The sequence below is a fragment of the Streptomyces sp. NPDC029138 genome (assembly GCF_055564375.1).
In genome coordinates, this window is the sequence record NZ_JBVHWM010000101.1 from 1 (window position 1) to 15,614 (window position 15,614).

At 71.7% G+C, this 15,614-nt stretch carries 15 protein-coding genes and 3 pseudogenes; 13 read left to right on the forward strand and 5 right to left on the reverse strand.

Annotated features, from left to right (window positions below; genetic code table 11):
• The 7 genes and pseudogenes from ACZ4WH_RS41385 to pssA form a co-directional block, all read left to right on the forward strand.
• Positions 1 to 276: pseudogene (locus ACZ4WH_RS41385) on the forward strand (crotonyl-CoA carboxylase/reductase); the annotation flags it as partial.
• Positions 277 to 285: 9 nt separating this feature from the next.
• On the forward strand, positions 286 to 2,313 hold the full coding sequence (locus tag ACZ4WH_RS41390; protein ID WP_468190748.1) for a protein meaA: 2,028 nt from the start codon (positions 286 to 288) through the stop codon (positions 2,311 to 2,313).
• Complete coding sequence (locus ACZ4WH_RS41395) at positions 2,310 to 3,272, forward strand: HpcH/HpaI aldolase/citrate lyase family protein (RefSeq protein WP_468190750.1); 963 nt, start codon at positions 2,310 to 2,312, stop codon at positions 3,270 to 3,272. The genes ACZ4WH_RS41390 and ACZ4WH_RS41395 overlap by 4 nt, the downstream gene beginning before the upstream one ends.
• Before the next feature lie 5 nt (positions 3,273 to 3,277).
• Positions 3,278 to 3,790 (forward strand): MaoC family dehydratase, encoded by a 513-nt coding sequence (locus tag ACZ4WH_RS41400; protein WP_355930330.1) that lies wholly within the window; start codon positions 3,278 to 3,280, stop codon positions 3,788 to 3,790.
• A gap of 3 nt (positions 3,791 to 3,793) precedes the next feature.
• Complete coding sequence (locus ACZ4WH_RS41405; RefSeq protein WP_356339721.1) at positions 3,794 to 4,999, forward strand: acyl-CoA dehydrogenase family protein; 1,206 nt, start codon at positions 3,794 to 3,796, stop codon at positions 4,997 to 4,999.
• Between the two features lie 170 nt (positions 5,000 to 5,169).
• Positions 5,170 to 5,826 carry a phosphatidylserine decarboxylase gene (locus ACZ4WH_RS41410; protein ID WP_364858363.1) on the forward strand — a complete coding sequence of 219 codons (657 nt, stop codon included), beginning with the start codon at positions 5,170 to 5,172 and terminating at the stop codon, positions 5,824 to 5,826.
• A gap of 22 nt (positions 5,827 to 5,848) precedes the next feature.
• A complete protein-coding gene (pssA, locus tag ACZ4WH_RS41415) occupies positions 5,849 to 6,667 on the forward strand; it encodes a CDP-diacylglycerol--serine O-phosphatidyltransferase (RefSeq protein ID WP_468190792.1) in 819 nt (272 codons plus the stop codon).
• Between the two features lie 90 nt (positions 6,668 to 6,757).
• Here pssA and ACZ4WH_RS41420 read toward each other — a convergent pair whose 3' ends face one another.
• Complete coding sequence (locus tag ACZ4WH_RS41420; protein ID WP_468190753.1) at positions 6,758 to 7,909, reverse strand: glycerate kinase; 1,152 nt, start codon at positions 7,907 to 7,909, stop codon at positions 6,758 to 6,760.
• 150 nt (positions 7,910 to 8,059) lie between these two features.
• Here ACZ4WH_RS41420 and ACZ4WH_RS41425 point away from each other — a divergent pair, with 150 nt between their 5' ends.
• Together ACZ4WH_RS41425 and ACZ4WH_RS41430 are read left to right on the forward strand one after the other, a co-directional pair.
• Positions 8,060 to 9,133, forward strand: a complete 1,074-nt coding sequence (locus tag ACZ4WH_RS41425) for an ADP-ribosylglycohydrolase family protein (protein ID WP_468190755.1) — start codon at positions 8,060 to 8,062, stop codon at positions 9,131 to 9,133.
• Between the two features lie 28 nt (positions 9,134 to 9,161).
• Entirely contained in the window at positions 9,162 to 9,656 is a 495-nt protein-coding gene (locus ACZ4WH_RS41430; protein WP_468190757.1) for an NUDIX domain-containing protein, read from the forward strand.
• 43 nt (positions 9,657 to 9,699) lie between these two features.
• On the opposite strand, the gene ACZ4WH_RS41435 is transcribed toward ACZ4WH_RS41430, so the two are convergent.
• Positions 9,700 to 9,900 carry a DUF2191 domain-containing protein gene (locus tag ACZ4WH_RS41435; protein WP_468190759.1) on the reverse strand — a complete coding sequence of 67 codons (201 nt, stop codon included), beginning with the start codon at positions 9,898 to 9,900 and terminating at the stop codon, positions 9,700 to 9,702.
• A 106-nt stretch (positions 9,901 to 10,006) separates the two neighbouring features.
• On the opposite strand from ACZ4WH_RS41435, the gene ACZ4WH_RS41440 reads away from it, so the two are divergent.
• Positions 10,007 to 10,732, forward strand: a complete 726-nt coding sequence (locus ACZ4WH_RS41440) for an SIR2 family NAD-dependent protein deacylase (RefSeq protein ID WP_468190761.1) — start codon at positions 10,007 to 10,009, stop codon at positions 10,730 to 10,732.
• A gap of 18 nt (positions 10,733 to 10,750) precedes the next feature.
• Here ACZ4WH_RS41440 and ACZ4WH_RS41445 read toward each other — a convergent pair whose 3' ends face one another.
• The 3 genes from ACZ4WH_RS41445 to ACZ4WH_RS41455 form a co-directional block, all read right to left on the reverse strand.
• On the reverse strand, positions 10,751 to 11,242 hold the full coding sequence (locus ACZ4WH_RS41445; RefSeq protein WP_468190763.1) for a methylated-DNA--[protein]-cysteine S-methyltransferase: 492 nt from the start codon (positions 11,240 to 11,242) through the stop codon (positions 10,751 to 10,753).
• A gap of 9 nt (positions 11,243 to 11,251) precedes the next feature.
• A complete protein-coding gene (locus ACZ4WH_RS41450; protein ID WP_468190766.1) occupies positions 11,252 to 12,730 on the reverse strand; it encodes an AlkA N-terminal domain-containing protein in 1,479 nt (492 codons plus the stop codon).
• 77 nt (positions 12,731 to 12,807) lie between these two features.
• A complete protein-coding gene (locus tag ACZ4WH_RS41455) occupies positions 12,808 to 13,680 on the reverse strand; it encodes a methylenetetrahydrofolate reductase (RefSeq protein ID WP_468190768.1) in 873 nt (290 codons plus the stop codon).
• Positions 13,681 to 13,955: 275 nt separating this feature from the next.
• Between ACZ4WH_RS41455 and ACZ4WH_RS41460 the strand changes: the two genes are divergently transcribed.
• The 3 genes and pseudogenes from ACZ4WH_RS41460 to ACZ4WH_RS41470 all read left to right on the forward strand — a co-directional run.
• Positions 13,956 to 14,663 carry a B3/B4 domain-containing protein gene (locus ACZ4WH_RS41460; protein WP_468190770.1) on the forward strand — a complete coding sequence of 236 codons (708 nt, stop codon included), beginning with the start codon at positions 13,956 to 13,958 and terminating at the stop codon, positions 14,661 to 14,663.
• 16 nt (positions 14,664 to 14,679) lie between these two features.
• A pseudogene (locus tag ACZ4WH_RS41465) lies at positions 14,680 to 15,057 on the forward strand (GntR family transcriptional regulator); the annotation flags it as partial.
• A 349-nt stretch (positions 15,058 to 15,406) separates the two neighbouring features.
• Positions 15,407 to 15,614, forward strand: a pseudogene (locus tag ACZ4WH_RS41470) (hypothetical protein); the annotation flags it as partial.

A 15,614-nucleotide genomic window follows, 5' to 3' on the forward strand; every position in this document is an offset into this window, starting at 1 on the left:
TGGATGTCGCTGAAGAAGATCATCGGCTCGCACTTCGCGAACTACCGCGAGGCCTGGGAGGCCAACCGCCTCATCGCCAAGGGCAAGATCCACCCGACCCTCTCCAAGGTGTACTCCCTGGAGGACACCGGCCAGGCCGCCTACGACGTCCACCGCAACCTGCACCAGGGCAAGGTCGGCGTCCTGTGCCTGGCGCCCGAGGAAGGCCTCGGCGTGCGCGACGAGGAGACGCGCGCCAGGCACATCGACGCCATCAACCGCTTCCGGAACATCTGAGAGGCGTACATGAGCGAGCGTCAGAAGGACCGGCCGTGGCTGATGCGGACGTACGCCGGTCACTCCACGGCGGAGGCGTCCAACGAGCTGTACCGGCGCAATCTCGCCAAGGGCCAGACCGGTCTGTCGGTGGCGTTCGACCTGCCGACGCAGACCGGCTACGACCCCGACCACATCCTCGCGCGCGGCGAGGTCGGCCGGGTGGGCGTGCCCGTCGCGCACCTCGGTGACATGCGCCGGCTGTTCCAGGACATACCCCTGGAGCAGATGAACACCTCGATGACGATCAACGCCACCGCCATGTGGCTGCTGGCGCTCTATCAGGTCGTCGCCGAGGAGCAGGGCGCGGACATCACCAAGCTCCAGGGCACGACCCAGAACGACATCGTCAAGGAGTACCTCTCCCGCGGGACGCACGTCTTCCCGCCGGAACCCTCGCTCCGCCTGACGACGGACATGATCGCGTACACGGTCTCCCACATCCCGAAGTGGAACCCGATCAACATCTGTAGCTACCACCTACAGGAGGCCGGGGCCACGCCGGTGCAGGAGATCGCGTACGCGATGTCCACCGCGATCGCCGTCCTCGACGCCGTGCGCGACTCCGGCCAGGTGCCGCAGGAGCGCATGGGGGACGTCGTCGCCCGCATCTCCTTCTTCGTGAACGCGGGCGTCCGCTTCATCGAGGAGATGTGCAAGATGCGGGCGTTCGGCCGCATCTGGGACAAGGTCACCCGTGAGCGGTACGGCATCGAGAACCCCAAGCAGCGCCGGTTCCGCTACGGCGTCCAGGTCAACTCGCTCGGCCTGACCGAGGCGCAGCCGGAGAACAACGTCCAGCGGATCGTGCTGGAAATGCTGGCGGTGACCCTGTCGAAGGACGCACGCGCGCGTGCCGTGCAGCTGCCCGCCTGGAACGAGGCGCTGGGCCTGCCCCGGCCCTGGGACCAGCAGTGGAGCCTGCGCATCCAGCAGGTCCTCGCCTACGAGAGCGATCTGCTGGAGTACGACGACATCTTCGAGGGCTCGAAGGTGATCGAGGCGAAGGTGGACCAGCTGGTCGGGGACACCCTCGCGGAGATCGACCGCATCCAGGAGATGGGCGGCGCGCTGGCCGCCGTGGAGTCCGGCTACCTCAAGTCGCAGCTGGTCGCCTCGCACGCCGAGCGCCGGGCCCGGATCGAGTCCGGCCAGGAGAAGATCGTCGGCGTCAACATCTTCGAGGGCACCGAGCCGAATCCGCTCACGGCCGACCTGGACACCGCGATCATGACGGTCGACCCGGCGGTCGAGGCCCGGGTGATCGAGTCGCTCCAGCACTGGCGGGACACCCGCTACCAGCCGCCCTTCAACCACCCGCGCCCCTGCAAGGCGCTGGAGCGGCTGAAGGAGGCCGCCAAGGGCACCGACAACCTCATGGAGGCCACGCTGGAGTGCGCCCGCGCGGGCGTCACGACCGGCGAGTGGGCCGGGGCGCTGCGCGAGGTGTTCGGCGAGTTCCGGGCGCCCACCGGGGTCTCCTCCGCGCCGGTGGCCGTCGCCGCCGAGGCCGGCTCCGCGCTCGCCGAGGTCCGCGCCAAGGTGGACGCCACCGCCCGCGAGCTGGGCGTCGGCAAGCTCCGCTTCCTGGTGGGCAAGCCGGGCCTGGACGGGCATTCCAACGGCGCCGAGCAGATCGCCGTCCGCGCGCGGGACGCCGGCTTCGAGGTGGTCTACCAGGGCATCCGGCTGACGCCCGAACAGATAGTGGACGCCGCCCTCGCGGAGGACGTCCACGCCGTGGGCCTGTCGATCCTGTCCGGCTCGCACGCCCAGCTGGTCCCGGATGTGCTCCAGCGGCTGCGTGTGGCCGGTGCCACAGATATACCGGTGATCGCCGGTGGCATCATCCCCAACGGTGACGCCGAGCAGCTGAAGGAAGCCGGAGTGGCCGCCGTCTTCACCCCGAAGGACTTCGACATCACCGGGATCATCGGCCGCATCGTCGACGAGATCCGGAAAGCGAACAAGCTCGACCCCCTGGAGGTCCCCGCATGACGACCGTCAACCGCCTTCGCCCGCGGCGCTCCTGCCTGGCCGTACCGGGCAGCAACCCGCGCTTCCTGGAGAAGGCGCAGGGCCTCCCGGCCGACCAGGTCTTCCTGGACCTGGAGGACGCGTGCGCGCCGCTCGCCAAGCCCGAGGCGCGGCACACCATCGTCAAGTTCCTCAACGAGGGCGACTGGACGGGCAAGACACGCGTGGTCCGGGTCAACGACTGGACGACCGAGTGGACGTACCGGGACGTCGTCACGGTGGTCGAGGGCGCGGGCCCGAACCTCGACTGCATCATGCTGCCGAAGGTGCAGAACGCCCAGCAGGTCGTCGCCCTGGACCTGCTGCTGACGCAGATCGAGAAGACGATGGGCTTCGAGGTCGGCCGGATCGGCATCGAGGCGCAGATCGAGAACGCGCAGGGCCTGAACAACGTCAACGAGATCGCGCAGGCCTCCCCGCGCATCGAGACGATCATCTTCGGCCCGGCCGACTTCATGGCGTCGATCAACATGAAGTCGCTGGTCGTGGGCGAGCAGCCGCCCGGCTACCCGGCGGACGCCTACCACTACATCCTGATGAAGATCCTGATGGCCGCCCGCGCCAACGACCTCCAGGCGATCGACGGCCCCTACCTCCAGATCCGCAACGTCGACGGCTTCCGCGAGGTCGCCGGCCGCGCCGCCGCGCTGGGCTTCGACGGCAAGTGGGTGCTGCACCCGGGCCAGGTCGACGCCGCCAACGAGGTCTTCTCGCCCTCGCAGGAGGACTACGACCACGCCGAGCTGATCCTGGACGCGTACGACTACTACACGTCCGAGGCGGGCGGCAAGAAGGGCTCCGCGATGCTCGGCGACGAGATGATCGACGAGGCCAGCCGCAAGATGGCCCTGGTCATCGCGGGCAAGGGACGCGCCGCCGGTATGCGGCGCACCAGCACGTTCGAGATCCCGGAGGCGTGACGGCGATGCAGTTCGGACGCACGTACGAGGAGTTCGAGGTCGGGGCGACGTACAAGCACTGGCCCGGCAAGACGGTCACGGAGTACGACGACCACCTGTTCTGTCTCCTCACCATGAACCACCACCCGCTCCACATGGACACCAACTACGCCGAGAAGACGACGGACTTCGGCAAGAACGTGGTGGTCGGGAACTACATCTACTCCCTGCTGCTCGGTATGTCCGTCCCGGACATCTCCGGCAAGGCGATCGCCAACCTGGAGATCGAGTCGCTCAAGCACGTGGCGCCGACCTTCCACGGCGACACGGTCTACGGCGAGACGACCGTGCTGGACAAGTGGCCGTCGAAGTCGAAGAACGACCGCGGGATCGTCTACGTCGAGACCAAGGGCTACAAGCAGGACGGCACGCTGGTGTGCGTCTTCCGCCGCAAGGTGATGGTGCCCACCGAGACGTACATCAAGGAGCGCGGCGGCGAGCAGCCGGGCCGCCCGGAACTCGAGCAGCAGGAGAAGTAGGCCATGGCCCGTCTCGCCCAGACCGCCGGTCTGACCGACGTCCAGCAGGAGATCCTCTCCACCGTCCGGGACTTTGTCGACAAAGAGATCATTCCGGTCGCGACCGAGCTGGAGCACCGCGACGAGTATCCGCAGCAGATCGTCGACGGCCTGAAGGAACTCGGGCTCTTCGGCCTGATGATCCCCGAGGAGTACGGCGGCCTGGGCGAGTCGCTGCTCACCTACGCGCTGTGCGTGGAGGAGATCGCCCGCGGCTGGATGTCGGTGTCCGGCATCATCAACACGCACTTCATTGTGGCGTACATGCTCAAGCAGCACGGCACGCAGGAGCAGAAGGACCACTTCCTGCCGAGGATGGCGGCCGGCGACATCCGGGGCGCCTTCTCGATGTCGGAGCCCGGCCTGGGCTCGGATGTGTCCGCCATCACATCGAAGGCGGTCAAGGACGGCGACGAGTACGTCCTGAACGGTCAGAAGATGTGGCTCACGAACGGCGGCACGTCCTCGCTCGTGGCCGTACTCGTCCGGAGTGACGAAGGACACCCCGAGGGTACGGCGCCGCACAAGTCGATGACGACCTTCCTGATCGAGAAGGAGCCGGGCTTCGGCGAGGTCCGCCCGGGCCTCACGATCCCCGGCAAGATCGAGAAGATGGGCTACAAGGGCGTCGACACGACCGAGCTGATCATGGACGGGCTGCGCGTTCCGGCCGATCGGGTGCTCGGCGGGGTCACCGGCCGAGGTTTTTACCAAATGATGGACGGCGTGGAGGTCGGCCGGGTCAACGTGGCGGCGCGCGGCTGCGGCGTCGCCCAGCGGGCCTTCGAACTGGGGGTCCAGTACGCCCAGCAGCGGCACACGTTCGGCAAGCCGATCGCCCAGCACCAGGCCATCCAGTTCAAGCTGGCGGAGATGGCGACCAAGGTCGAGGCCGCGCATGCGATGATGGTCAACGCGGCACGCAAAAAGGACTCCGGGGAACGAAACGACCTCGAAGCGGGGATGGCGAAGTACCTCGCCTCCGAGTACTGCAAGGAGGTCGTGGAGGATGCCTTCCGGATCCACGGCGGCTACGGCTTCTCCAAGGAGTACGAGATCGAGCGCCTCTACCGCGAGGCCCCGATGCTGCTCATCGGTGAAGGTACCGCCGAGATCCAGAAAATGATCATCGGGCGCAGGCTGCTCGAAGAGTATCGATTCCAGGGCTGATTGTCCGGGTACGGGGTGTTTTCTTCGAGAAGAAGATCACACCCCGTAGACACTCTTCGGCCGCCGACTCGGCTTCCTGGCTTGCCCAGTTGTGGCCCGCGACCGGTACGATCCCGGGAAAGCCGCCGTCCCCCGTCAGAGCGCGGCATCATCCGCTACGAAGGTCATCCATGCCCCACAGCCAAACCTCTGCACCTCGCGACAGCCGAGCCGGCGTACGCCTCGCGCGCGGAGCATCGCCGTGGCTTCTCCCGACCGTCGCCACCGCAGCCCTCAGCCTGGCCCGCGCTCGCCGCTCGGGCGTAGCCAAGGCCGTCGCCGTGCCCGCCACCGCGCTCGCGGCGGGCATGCTGTGGTTCTTCCGCGACCCCGAGCGCGAGATCGCCCAGGGCCGGGTCATCTCGCCCGCCGACGGTGTGGTGCAGAGCATCATGCCGTGGAAGGACGGGCGTACCCGCGTCGCCATCTTCATGAGCCCGCTCAATGTCCACGTCAACCGCGCGCCCCTCGCGGGCACGGTGACGTCGGTCGAGCACATCCCCGGCGGCTTTGTTCCGGCTTTCAACAAGGAGAGCGAGAACAACGAGCGCGTAGTCTGGCATTTCGACACCGAACTCGGCGACATCGAGATGATCCAGATCGCCGGCGCGGTGGCCCGCCGCATCGTCCCCTATATCCCCCGGGGCACGAAGGTCGAGCAGGGCGACCGAATCGGTCTGATCCGCTTCGGCTCGCGTGTCGACCTCTACCTGCCCGAGGGCGTGGAGGTCGCGGTCGAGGTCGGACAGAAGACCGTGGCTGGGGTGACTCGCATTGACCGTGATTGATCCGGAGACCCAGGCGGGCTGGGTGCCCGAGGCCGACGCAGTGGACGACGAGGAGGAGATGCCGCTCTCTCTCCGCCTGTCGATAGCGGACACCCTCACGCTAGGCAACGCCACGTGCGGCTTCATGGCGGTGTACTTCACCACCACCGGCATCCTGATCCCGCACCTCACCGGCAGCCAGGAGTCCGGCATGGCCCGCCACAGCGCGGCCACGGCGGTCATCCTGATGCTCTGCGCGGCGGTCTTCGACCTGTTCGACGGGCTGGTGGCCCGCAAGCTGCGCTCGTCGCCGATGGGCGCGGAGCTGGACAACCTGTCCGACCTGATCAGCTTCGGGCTGGCCCCCGCGTACTTCGTCCTCGTCTACGGCATGGTCGCCGACGACGCGCACCAGCGGGTGGCGGCGGTGGGGGCGATCGTGGTGCTGCTGGCCGTGGTGCTGAGACTGGCCCGCTTCAGCTGCGTGACGATGAAGGACGGCATGTTCCAGGGCATGCCCTCGCCGTTCGGCGCGCTGACGGTCGTCTCGATCGTGCTGCTGGAGCTGCCGTTCGTGGCGACGCTGCTGGCGATCCTCGGGACCGCGTGGCTGATGGTGAGCCGGGTGGAGTACCCGAAGCCGCGGGGGCGTCTCGCGGGCGCGATGCTCTCCTGGATCGTGCTGTCGATGGGGCTGCTGGCGGCGTGGGCCTTCGACGCGCCCAGCGGTCAGCTGCTCCTCCAGACGGGCTGTGCGCTCCAGCTGGTCATGGGCGCGGTGATTCCGCTGTTCGCCACGGCTCGGCGGGTGAACAACTTCCGCGACAACCGTCGTGAGGCCCGGGCGACGCAGTTGCCGTAGCCCGGCGTACGACGAGGGCCCCTTACCCGCGTTCGGGTAGGGGGCCCTTTGCTTGGGCGGCCGCACCTGGGGGCTCCGCCCCCAGCGGGGTCAGCGCAGGTGGTGCTCGGCGATGTGTGTGGCGACCCGCTCCAGGATCGGCCCCGCGTCCGCGATGCACTTGGCCACGTCCGGCTCGACGGATGTCAGGGGGTAGGCCTGGGAGATCCCGGCCCGGAGCAGCGCCTCCGTCGGCAGAGCCAGCCGCCCGCACACCGCCACGACCTCCTTGCCCGCCGCCCGCGCCGCCGCCGCCACCCCCGCCGGCGCCTTACCGTGCAGCGTCTGCTCGTCCAGCGACCCCTCCCCTGTGATCACCAGGGAGGCCCGTTCCAGGGCCGGCGCGAAGCCCAGCACGTCCAGCATGACCTCGATGCCGGGACGGAACCGCGCACCGAGCAACAGGGCCCCGTACCCGATGCCCCCGGCGGCCCCCGCCCCGGGCGCCGCCGCGTACTCGGCGGCCCGCGGCCCGGCCTCCGCCTCCAGCACCTTCGCGAAGTGGGCCAGCGCGGCGTCCAGCGTCTCCACGTCGTCCGGCGAGGCCCCCTTCTGCGGGCCGTACACCGCCGACGCGCCCTTCGGCCCGGTCAGCGGATTGTCGACGTCGCTGGCCAGCACCAGCTCGACCGAGGACAGCCGCGGGTCGAGGCCGGACAGGTCCGCCCGGGCGAGGTCGGCGAGTCCGCCGCCGCCCGGCGCCACCGGCTCCCCCTCCTCGGTCAGGAACCGCGCGCCCAGCGCGGACAGCATGCCCGCGCCGCCGTCCGTCGTGGCGCTGCCGCCGACGCCGAACACGATGGTCCGCGCGCCCGCGTCCAGTGCGGCGCGCAGCAGCTCCCCGGAGCCGTACGTCGAGGCGGTCAGCGGCGCGAAGACACCGGCGGGCAGCCGCTGCAAGCCGCTCGCCTCGGCCATCTCCACCACCGCGGTGTCGCCGCGCAGCGCGAACGCGGCCGTGACCTCCTGCCCGAGCGGCCCGGCGACCCGGACCTCCCGGCGCTCGAAGCCGGCCGCGACCGCCGCGTCCACGGTCCCGTCGCCGCCGTCGGCCACGGGCAGCGCCTCGATCCGAAGCTCCGGCACGACCCGGCGCAGCCCGGCCGTCACCCGCTCGGCGACCTGCACGGCCGTCAGCGAGCCCTTGAACTTGTCCGCGGCGATGAGCACCCGACGGGTCTCGTTCCTTGCAGCGTCCGCCACCTTGTCTTCCCCTCGCTCTCCGGGCCCCGCGCACGTCAGGGCCAGTCGCGCCGCTGTGACCATAACCGCAGGACGCCCCCGCCGTCATGCCCCGCCCGAAGCCTGGGAAGCCGCTGGGAGCCGGCTGGGCAAAGCGGGTACACCCCTGCCATGAGCACCCAGCGCACCGGACCTGACCTCGCCGACCGCGTCCACGGCGGCTGGCTCGGCCGGATCGCGGGCAACATGCTCGGCAAGCCGGTGGAGCAGGGCGAGGTGTGGACGCGCGACCGCATCGACCGCTATCTGCGCCGGGCCGCGGCCCTGCCGCTGACCGACTACCTGCCCGAGCCGGCCGACGCGGACGAGGCCGCCGTGATGCGCCCGGAGTGGCGCCAGTGCGTGCGCGGCCGCATCCACGGCAGCTGCCGGGACGACGACGTCGACTACGCGATCCTCGGCCTGCATCTGCTGGAGACCCACGGCTTCGGCTTCAGCACCGAGCAGGTCGGCGACCTGTGGCTGCTCAGGCTGCCCTATCTCCAGACGTTCACGGCGGAACGGGCCGCGTACCGCAACCTGGCGAACGGGCTGAAACCGCCGCTGACGGCGACGTACGACAACCCGTACCAGGAGTGGATCGGCGCGCTGATCCGTGCCGACGTCTACGGCTGGACCTGTCCCGGCGATCCGGTCCGGGCCGCCGGTCTGGCCCGCCGGGACGCGGTGCTCTCGCACACCGGCAACGGCGTCTACGGCGCCATGTGGGCCGCCGCGCTGATCTCGGCGGCCTTCACCGCCCCGAGCGTCCGGGACGCCCTGGAGACCGCGCTCTCGGTCGTCCCGGCGAGCAGCCGGCTGGCGCGGACCGTGCGGCGGGTGGCGAGCCTGCACGAGACGCGGCTGCCGTGGGAGGAGACCCTGGCGACGGTGTCCGCGGAGACGGCGGGGCTCGGCTGGATCCACGCGGTCCCCAACGTCGCCGTCCTGACGGCGGGGCTGCTGTACGGCGACGGCGACTTCACCAGGACCGTCGCGCTGACCGTGCGCGGCGGCCTGGACACCGACTCCAACGGGGCGACGGCCGGGTCGGTGGTCGGCGTCCTCACCGGGGCGGAGGCCATCCCGGCGCGCTGGCGGGACCCGCTGGAGGACACGGTGCGCAGCGCGGTGTTCGGCTTCGACGGCGTACGGATCAGTGCGCTGGCCGAACGCACCCTGCGCCTGACGACGAGCGCGACGTAGCCGCCGGGTGGCTGGTTACCCTTCCTCAATGACCACCACCCAAGACTTCGCCGCGTACATCGCGAGCCTGCCCCGTGTCCTCGCCGGGGCCGCCGCCCTCTTCCGGGACGCCGAGGGACGGGTGCTGCTCGTCGAACCCAACTACCGTGACGGCTGGGCGCTTCCGGGCGGGACCATCGAGTCCGACGACGGGGAGACGCCGCGCCAGGGCGCCCGCCGGGAGACGCTGGAGGAGATCGGGCTCGACCGGGAACTCGGCCGGCTGCTGGCCGTGGACTGGGTGCACGGCACGGGCCGGCCTCCTCTGGTGGCGTACCTGTACGACGGCGGTGTCCTCTCCGAGGCCGAGCTGAAGGCCATCCGTCTCCAGGAGGAGGAGTTGCTGTCCTGGCGCCTGGTCGCCCCCGAGGACCTCACCGCCCATCTGCCCGGGGCGCTCGGCCACCGCGTGCTGGCCGCGCTGGACGTCCTCGCGACCGGCTCGGGCACGGCGGAACTGGAGAACGGCCACCGGGTGGCGTGACCGCTCGCCCTCCGCGTGACCGCTCGACCCTCCGCGTGACCGCTCAGCCCTCGGCGTTGCGCGGCTTGGTGTCCACCTCGCGCAGCGCGTCGTCCCGGGCGGCGATCCGTGCCTCCGTGCGGTGCCCGCGCTCGATGTAGTCCCGGACGACCAGTTCGACGGCGTCCTGCGGATTTCCCACCCCCGCGAGCACCATGACCTCCACCACGAGCTGGGCGTCGAGCGAGACAGTCACCTTGGCCATGCGGGGACGCTAGCACCGGGCGCCGCGCGGCGGGACCGTCCCGGCGAACCCGCCTGGGCACTTATCCGCTCGCGGCGGTACCGCCGCCCGCCCTACCCTCGATGCCATGGCCAAGCCTCTCGTCGCCCTGCTCAGCGGGGCGGGTATCTCCACCGACTCCGGCATTCCGGACTACCGCGGGCCGAACGGACTGTGGCGGCGGGATCCGGACGCCGAGAAGCTCGTGACGTACGAGTACTACATGGCGGACCCGGAGATCCGGCGGCGGTCCTGGCAGATGCGCCGCACGAACCGGACGCTGGCCGCCGAGCCGAACGCGGCGCACCGGGCCGTCGCCGAGCTGGAGAGGTCCGGCGTCCCGGTCCGGGTCATCACCCAGAACGTGGACGGCCTGCACCAGCTCGCCGGGATGCCCGCCCGCAAGGTGCTCGAACTGCACGGCAGCGCCCGCAGTGTGGTGTGCACCGGGTGCGGGGCCCGTGGATCGATGGAGGGCGCCCTCGCCCGGGTGGAGGCCGGCGAGGAGGACCCGCCGTGCCTGGAGTGCGGCGGCATCCTGAAGTCGGCGACCGTGATGTTCGGCGAGCGGCTCGATCCGGTGGTCCTCGGCGAGGCCGTGGCCATCACCCAGGCCTGCCAGGTGTTCATCGCCGTGGGCAGCAGCCTCCAGGTTCAGCCCGCCGCCGGCCTCGCCGGCGTGGCCGCCGACCACGGCGCACGCCTCGTCATCGTGAACGCCGAGCCCACGCCGTACGACGACCTGGCCGACGAGATCGTCCGAGAGCCGATCGGCACCGCGCTGCCCGCACTTCTGCGCACCTTGAGCGACTGAGGGCGCCGAGCAGCCGGGTCAGAACAGCGCGGTGCCCCGTTCGAAGTCCAGGAGGCGGCGCTTGCGGTCCAGGCCGCCGCCGTACCCGGTGAGGCTGCCGTCGGAGCCGATCACGCGGTGGCAGGGGACGATGATGCCCACGGGATTGCGGCCGTTGGCGAGGCCGACGGCACGGGAGGCCCGGGGGTTGCCGAGGGCGTCGGCCAGTTCGCCGTAGGTGCGGGTCTCGCCGTAGGGGATGCCGGCCAGCTGCTGCCAGACGCTGCGCTGGAACGGTGTTCCGCGCAGTCCGAGCCGGACGGTGAACTCCTTGGTCTCGCCCGAGAAATACGCGGTCAGCTGCTCGGCCGTCTCGGCGAAGACGGGCAGGGTGTCGTCGCGCGGGCCGAACGTCTCCTCGCCGGGGCGGTGCCGCTGGTCCGCCATGTACAGGCCGCACAGGGCGCCGTCGGCGTCCGCGACGAGGGTGAGCGGGCCGTACGGGCTGTCGGTCACGGTGTGGTGGTTCATGGAAGTCCTTCAGACCGGGAGGAAGTTGATCGGGTGGCTGTCCGTCGCCCACAGGTACTGCACCGCGTACGCCCGCCAGGGCCGCCAGGTCTCCGCGCGGGCGGTGAGCGCGGCCGGGGTGGACGGCAGGCCCAGCTCCTTCGCGGCGCGCCGGATGCCGAGGTCGGTGGGGAGGAAGGCGTCGGGGTCGCCGAGGGCGCGCATGGCGATGACGTCCACCGTCCAGGGTCCGAAGCCGGGCAGCGCGAGGAGCCGGGCCCGCGCCTCGGCCCAGTCGGCCTCCATGCCCAGGCGGAGGCCGCCGTCGGCGAGTTCACGGACGAGGGTGCTGAAGGTGGCGCGCCGGGTACGGGGCATCGCCAGGGTCTCCGGGTCGACGGCGGCCAGCGCCTCGGGTGAGGGGAAGAGGTGCGTGAGGCCGCCTTCGGGGTCGTCCAGGGGCTTGCCGTGCGCGGTGACCAGGCGGGCCGCGTGGGTGCGGGCGGCGGCCGTGGACACCTGCTGCCCGAGCACGGCCCGGACGGCGAACTCGGCCTCGTCGACCGTGCGCGGCACCCGGCGGCCCGGGGCCCGGTCGACGAGGGGCGCGAGCAACGGGTCGGTGCGCAGATGGTCGTCGACCGCCACCGGGTCGGCGTCCAGGTCGAGCAGGCGGCGGCAGCGGCTGATGGCCACGGTCAGGTCGCGCAGGTCGCTGAGGGTGAGTCGGCAGGCGATGTGGTCGGGGCGGGGTGCGAGCGCGACGATGCCGTGCCCGTACGGCAGCCGCAGGGTGCGGCGGTAGGCGCCGTCGCGCCACTCCTCGACGCCGGGTACGGCGGTGGCGGCGAGGTGGCCGAAGAGGTTGGACGGGTTCAGCGGGGCCCGGAACGGCAGCCGCAGGGTGAGCACGCCGGGGGTGACCGCGCCGCTCCTCGGCGCCCGGGCGCGCAGTTCGGTCGGGGACAGGGCGAACACCTCTCGGACCGTGTCGTTGAAGGCGCGGATGGAGGCGAAACCGGCCGCGAACGCGATCTCCGCCATCGGCAGTGCCGTGGTCTCGATGAGCAGCCGCGCGGTCTGGGCCCGCTGGGCGCGGGCGAGCGCGAGGGGGCCGGCGCCCAGCTCGGCGAGCAGTTGGCGTTCCACCTGCCGGGTGCTGTAGCCGAGCCGGGCGGCGAGTCCGGGCACGCCCTCGCGGTCCACGACCCCGTCGGCGATCAGCCGCATGGCCCGGGCCACCAGGTCGGCGCGCGCGTTCCACTCCGGGGAGCCGGGGCTGGTGTCGGGGCGGCAGCGCTTGCAGGCCCGGAACCCGGCCTGCTGGCAGGCGGCGGCGCTCGGGTAGAACGTCATGTTCTCCGGCTTGGGCGGCACGACCGGGCAGCTCGGCCGGCAGTAGATCCGGGTGGTCAGGACGGCGGTGAAGAACCATCCGTCGAACCGCGCGTCCTTGGACCGCACGGCGCGTACGCAGTGCTCCCGGTCGAGGTGCTTCCCTGTCTGCATGCGTCCAGCATCGGCCACCGCGCGCCCCGGCGGCTGGCGGAAATCCGACACGTACGTGGGCCTGGCCAGGGTTTCGCCTACGGGCGAGCGGTCTGGCGCACCTCGCCGAACCGTTCGGAGTCGTGGCGGAAGCGGCTGATCCAGTCGGCGGTGGTCCGCAGGCCCCCGAACGTGTAGAAGTGCACCTTCACCGTGCCGTGCCGGGCGGGGTCGTACCGGTCGGCCAGCGTGTGCAGAAAGCGGTCCGGGCCGGCCGTACCCATGAGGTTGGTGAGCGAGAGGCCGTACTTGCGGGCCACGGAGGCGCTGGTGCCGACGCCGAACCGGCCGGCGTAGCGCAGCAGCCGGCGCACGCCCGCCGGTCCGGGGACGCCGATACGGACGGGCAGGTGCACACCCCGTGCGCGGAGGGCCTCCAGCCAGGCGAGCACCGGGTCGACGTCGAAGCCGAACTGGGTGATGACGTCCCCGGTGAACCGGCCTGCCCCGATGGCCGCCGCCTTGTCCGTGAGCGCCGACCAGAGGGCCCGGTCGACTATGCCGGGGTGGCCCTCGGGGTAGCCGGCGATACCGATGTGCCGGACGCCGTGGCGTCGCAGCAGCCCGGTGCGCAGGACGGCGAGGGCGTCCTCGTAGGGCCCCTCGGGCCGGGCCGGGTCGCCGCCGACGACGAACACGTTCCCGGCGGTGCCGTCGGCCGCCAGCCCGCCGAGGAACTCCTCCAGGGCGGTCCGGGAGGGCAGGCGGCGCGCGGAGATGTGCGGTACCGGGACGAAACCGAGCCGTTTGACCGCGCGGGCGGCGGTCAGCCGCGTACCGGTGTCCTCGCCGGCCAGGAACGTGATGTTGATCCGGGTGCCCGGCGGGATGCTGTCGCGGGCCTCCACCAGCCCGGGCACGTCCTTGCCGGTCATCTCCAGGGAGAAGTCGTCCAGCAGCGCGGGGTCCATCGTGCTCTCGTGCTCCCTCGTGCTCTTGGTGCTGGTGCTCCTGGTGCTGTTGGGTCCTGCTGGTGCTCCGACCCGGGCCCGGACCCGGCTGATGATGCCACGCGGTGCGTCGGGGAGGGCGGGTAGGGGGCGATGGTCGCGGAGTTATGGACCGGTGATCCGTGCCTTGTTTGGTCCTGGCCACCGGGCCAAGGGCCGGGCAGGGTGGTGCTCCCGATCACCGAGGAGGTCCCGTTGAGCGTTTCGTCGAGCCCGGCTGCCCGAGCGGTGGTGGCGTGACCGTGCGATTCCGGCATGCGGACCCGGTCCGGGCCGCCTTCCCCGACCTGTCCGCAGGCGCGCTGTACGCCGCCGGCGTCGGCGACCCCATGGACACGGGGCCACGCGCCGCCGCGTACACCGCCCGGGCCGTGGCGCGGCTCGCGCGGGCCACCGAGGGCGAGTTTCCCGAGGTGCTGGCCTGGCGGCGGGCCTTCGCCCGGATGGGGCTGAAGCCGACGCAGTACCGGTCCGCCTCGGAGTCGCTGCTGCGCCGGCTGCGGAAGGAGGGCGCGCTGCCGCGCATCCATCCGCTGGTGGACCTGTGCAACGCGATCTCGGTGGCGTACGCGGTTCCGGTGGCGGTCCTCGACGTCGACCGGATCGCCGGGCCGCTGCTGGAGGTGCGCCCGGCCCTCGGGGACGAGACGTACACGGCGTTCGGCGGCGCCGTCGAGCATCCGGCGCCCGGCGAGGTGACCTTCGTCGACTCGGCGGGCCGGGCCCATGCCCGCCGCTGGACCCACCGGCAGAGCGGCCACTCGGCGGTCGGCGCGCACACCGGGCGGGTGCTGGTGGTGACGGAGGCGATGCACGAGGGCGGCGCGGAGAGCGTGGCCGAGGTGCTGAAGACGGTCGAGGAGGAGGTGGCGGCGCACTGGGCGGCCACCACGGCGACGGCCGTGCTCACCCCGGCCGCTCCGGAGTTCGTCTTCGACGACTGACCGGCCGAAGGGCAGTATGGGCGGGGTGGACGAGGGGCGGGAGACGGTGGAGGTGCCGGCGCGTGGCTCCGACTTCCTGCAACTGGCGGTCGGGGACGTGCCCGCCGGCGGCAAGGCGGAGTGGCTGACGGAACGGCTCCGGCAGGCGATAGCCGACGGCCGGCTGACGGTCGGCAGCAGACTGCCGCCGACCCGGGTGCTCGCCGCCGAACTGCGCGTCTCGCGGGGCGTGGTGACCGAGGCGTACCGGCGCCTCGCCGAGGACGGCCAGGTGGCGGGCCGCCGACGCGGAGGCACGGTGGTGGTGGCGGCACCGTTCACCACTACGACGCCGACGGCTGCCGGTGACGGGGCCGGGGCGGGGGACGCGGGTGGGAGCGGGTCGCCGGGTGCGGGTGGCGGGGGCGAGGGCGTTGGTGACGGCGGGAGCAGTCGCATCGCTGGGAACGCCGACCTCGGTGACAGGGCTGGGCTGTCCACGCGTGAGCGCGCCGGTGGGCTGGGAGGGCGGTACGTCGACCAAGGCGCCGGTGAGAACGGTCGGGCGTACGCCGCTTGTGCGGGCAGTGGACCGCACGCCGGCCGGCGCGACGACAGCTCCGCCGGACCGAACCCTGGCCACACCCCCGCGACCCGTGAGCCGTACCCCAGTCAGCGCGACGCCAGGTCCGCCGGACCGAACCCCGGCCAAGACACCACCGCGACGCCTGGGCCGTACCCCGGCCAAGGCACCACCGGGACTCGTGGGCCGTACCCCGGTCGGCGCGACAGCGGGCCCGCCGGGCGGCACCCCGGCCAAGACACCACCGCGACGCCTGGGCCGTACCCCGGCCAAGGCACCACCGGGACTCGTGGACCGTACCCCGGCCAAGGCACCACCGGGACTCGTGGGCCGTACCCCGGTCGGCGCGACAGCGGGCCCGCCGGGCGGCACCCCGGCCAAGACACCAC

Excerpts from the sequence above, each read along its gene's own strand:
- ACZ4WH_RS41390 (WP_468190748.1), top strand. The coding sequence starts at position 286 with ATGAGCGAGCGTCAGAAGGACCGGCCGTGGCTGATGCGGACGTACGCC.
- ACZ4WH_RS41395 (WP_468190750.1), top strand. The coding sequence starts at position 2,310 with ATGACGACCGTCAACCGCCTTCGCCCGCGGCGCTCCTGCCTGGCCGTA.
- ACZ4WH_RS41400 (WP_355930330.1), top strand. The coding sequence starts at position 3,278 with ATGCAGTTCGGACGCACGTACGAGGAGTTCGAGGTCGGGGCGACGTAC.
- ACZ4WH_RS41405 (WP_356339721.1), top strand. The coding sequence starts at position 3,794 with ATGGCCCGTCTCGCCCAGACCGCCGGTCTGACCGACGTCCAGCAGGAG.
- ACZ4WH_RS41410 (WP_364858363.1), top strand. The coding sequence starts at position 5,170 with ATGCCCCACAGCCAAACCTCTGCACCTCGCGACAGCCGAGCCGGCGTA.
- ACZ4WH_RS41425 (WP_468190755.1), top strand. The coding sequence starts at position 8,060 with ATGAGCACCCAGCGCACCGGACCTGACCTCGCCGACCGCGTCCACGGC.
- ACZ4WH_RS41430 (WP_468190757.1), top strand. The coding sequence starts at position 9,162 with ATGACCACCACCCAAGACTTCGCCGCGTACATCGCGAGCCTGCCCCGT.
- ACZ4WH_RS41435 (WP_468190759.1), bottom strand. The coding sequence starts at position 9,900 with ATGGCCAAGGTGACTGTCTCGCTCGACGCCCAGCTCGTGGTGGAGGTC.
- ACZ4WH_RS41440 (WP_468190761.1), top strand. The coding sequence starts at position 10,007 with ATGGCCAAGCCTCTCGTCGCCCTGCTCAGCGGGGCGGGTATCTCCACC.
- ACZ4WH_RS41445 (WP_468190763.1), bottom strand. The coding sequence starts at position 11,242 with ATGAACCACCACACCGTGACCGACAGCCCGTACGGCCCGCTCACCCTC.
- ACZ4WH_RS41450 (WP_468190766.1), bottom strand. The coding sequence starts at position 12,730 with ATGCAGACAGGGAAGCACCTCGACCGGGAGCACTGCGTACGCGCCGTG.
- ACZ4WH_RS41455 (WP_468190768.1), bottom strand. The coding sequence starts at position 13,680 with ATGGACCCCGCGCTGCTGGACGACTTCTCCCTGGAGATGACCGGCAAG.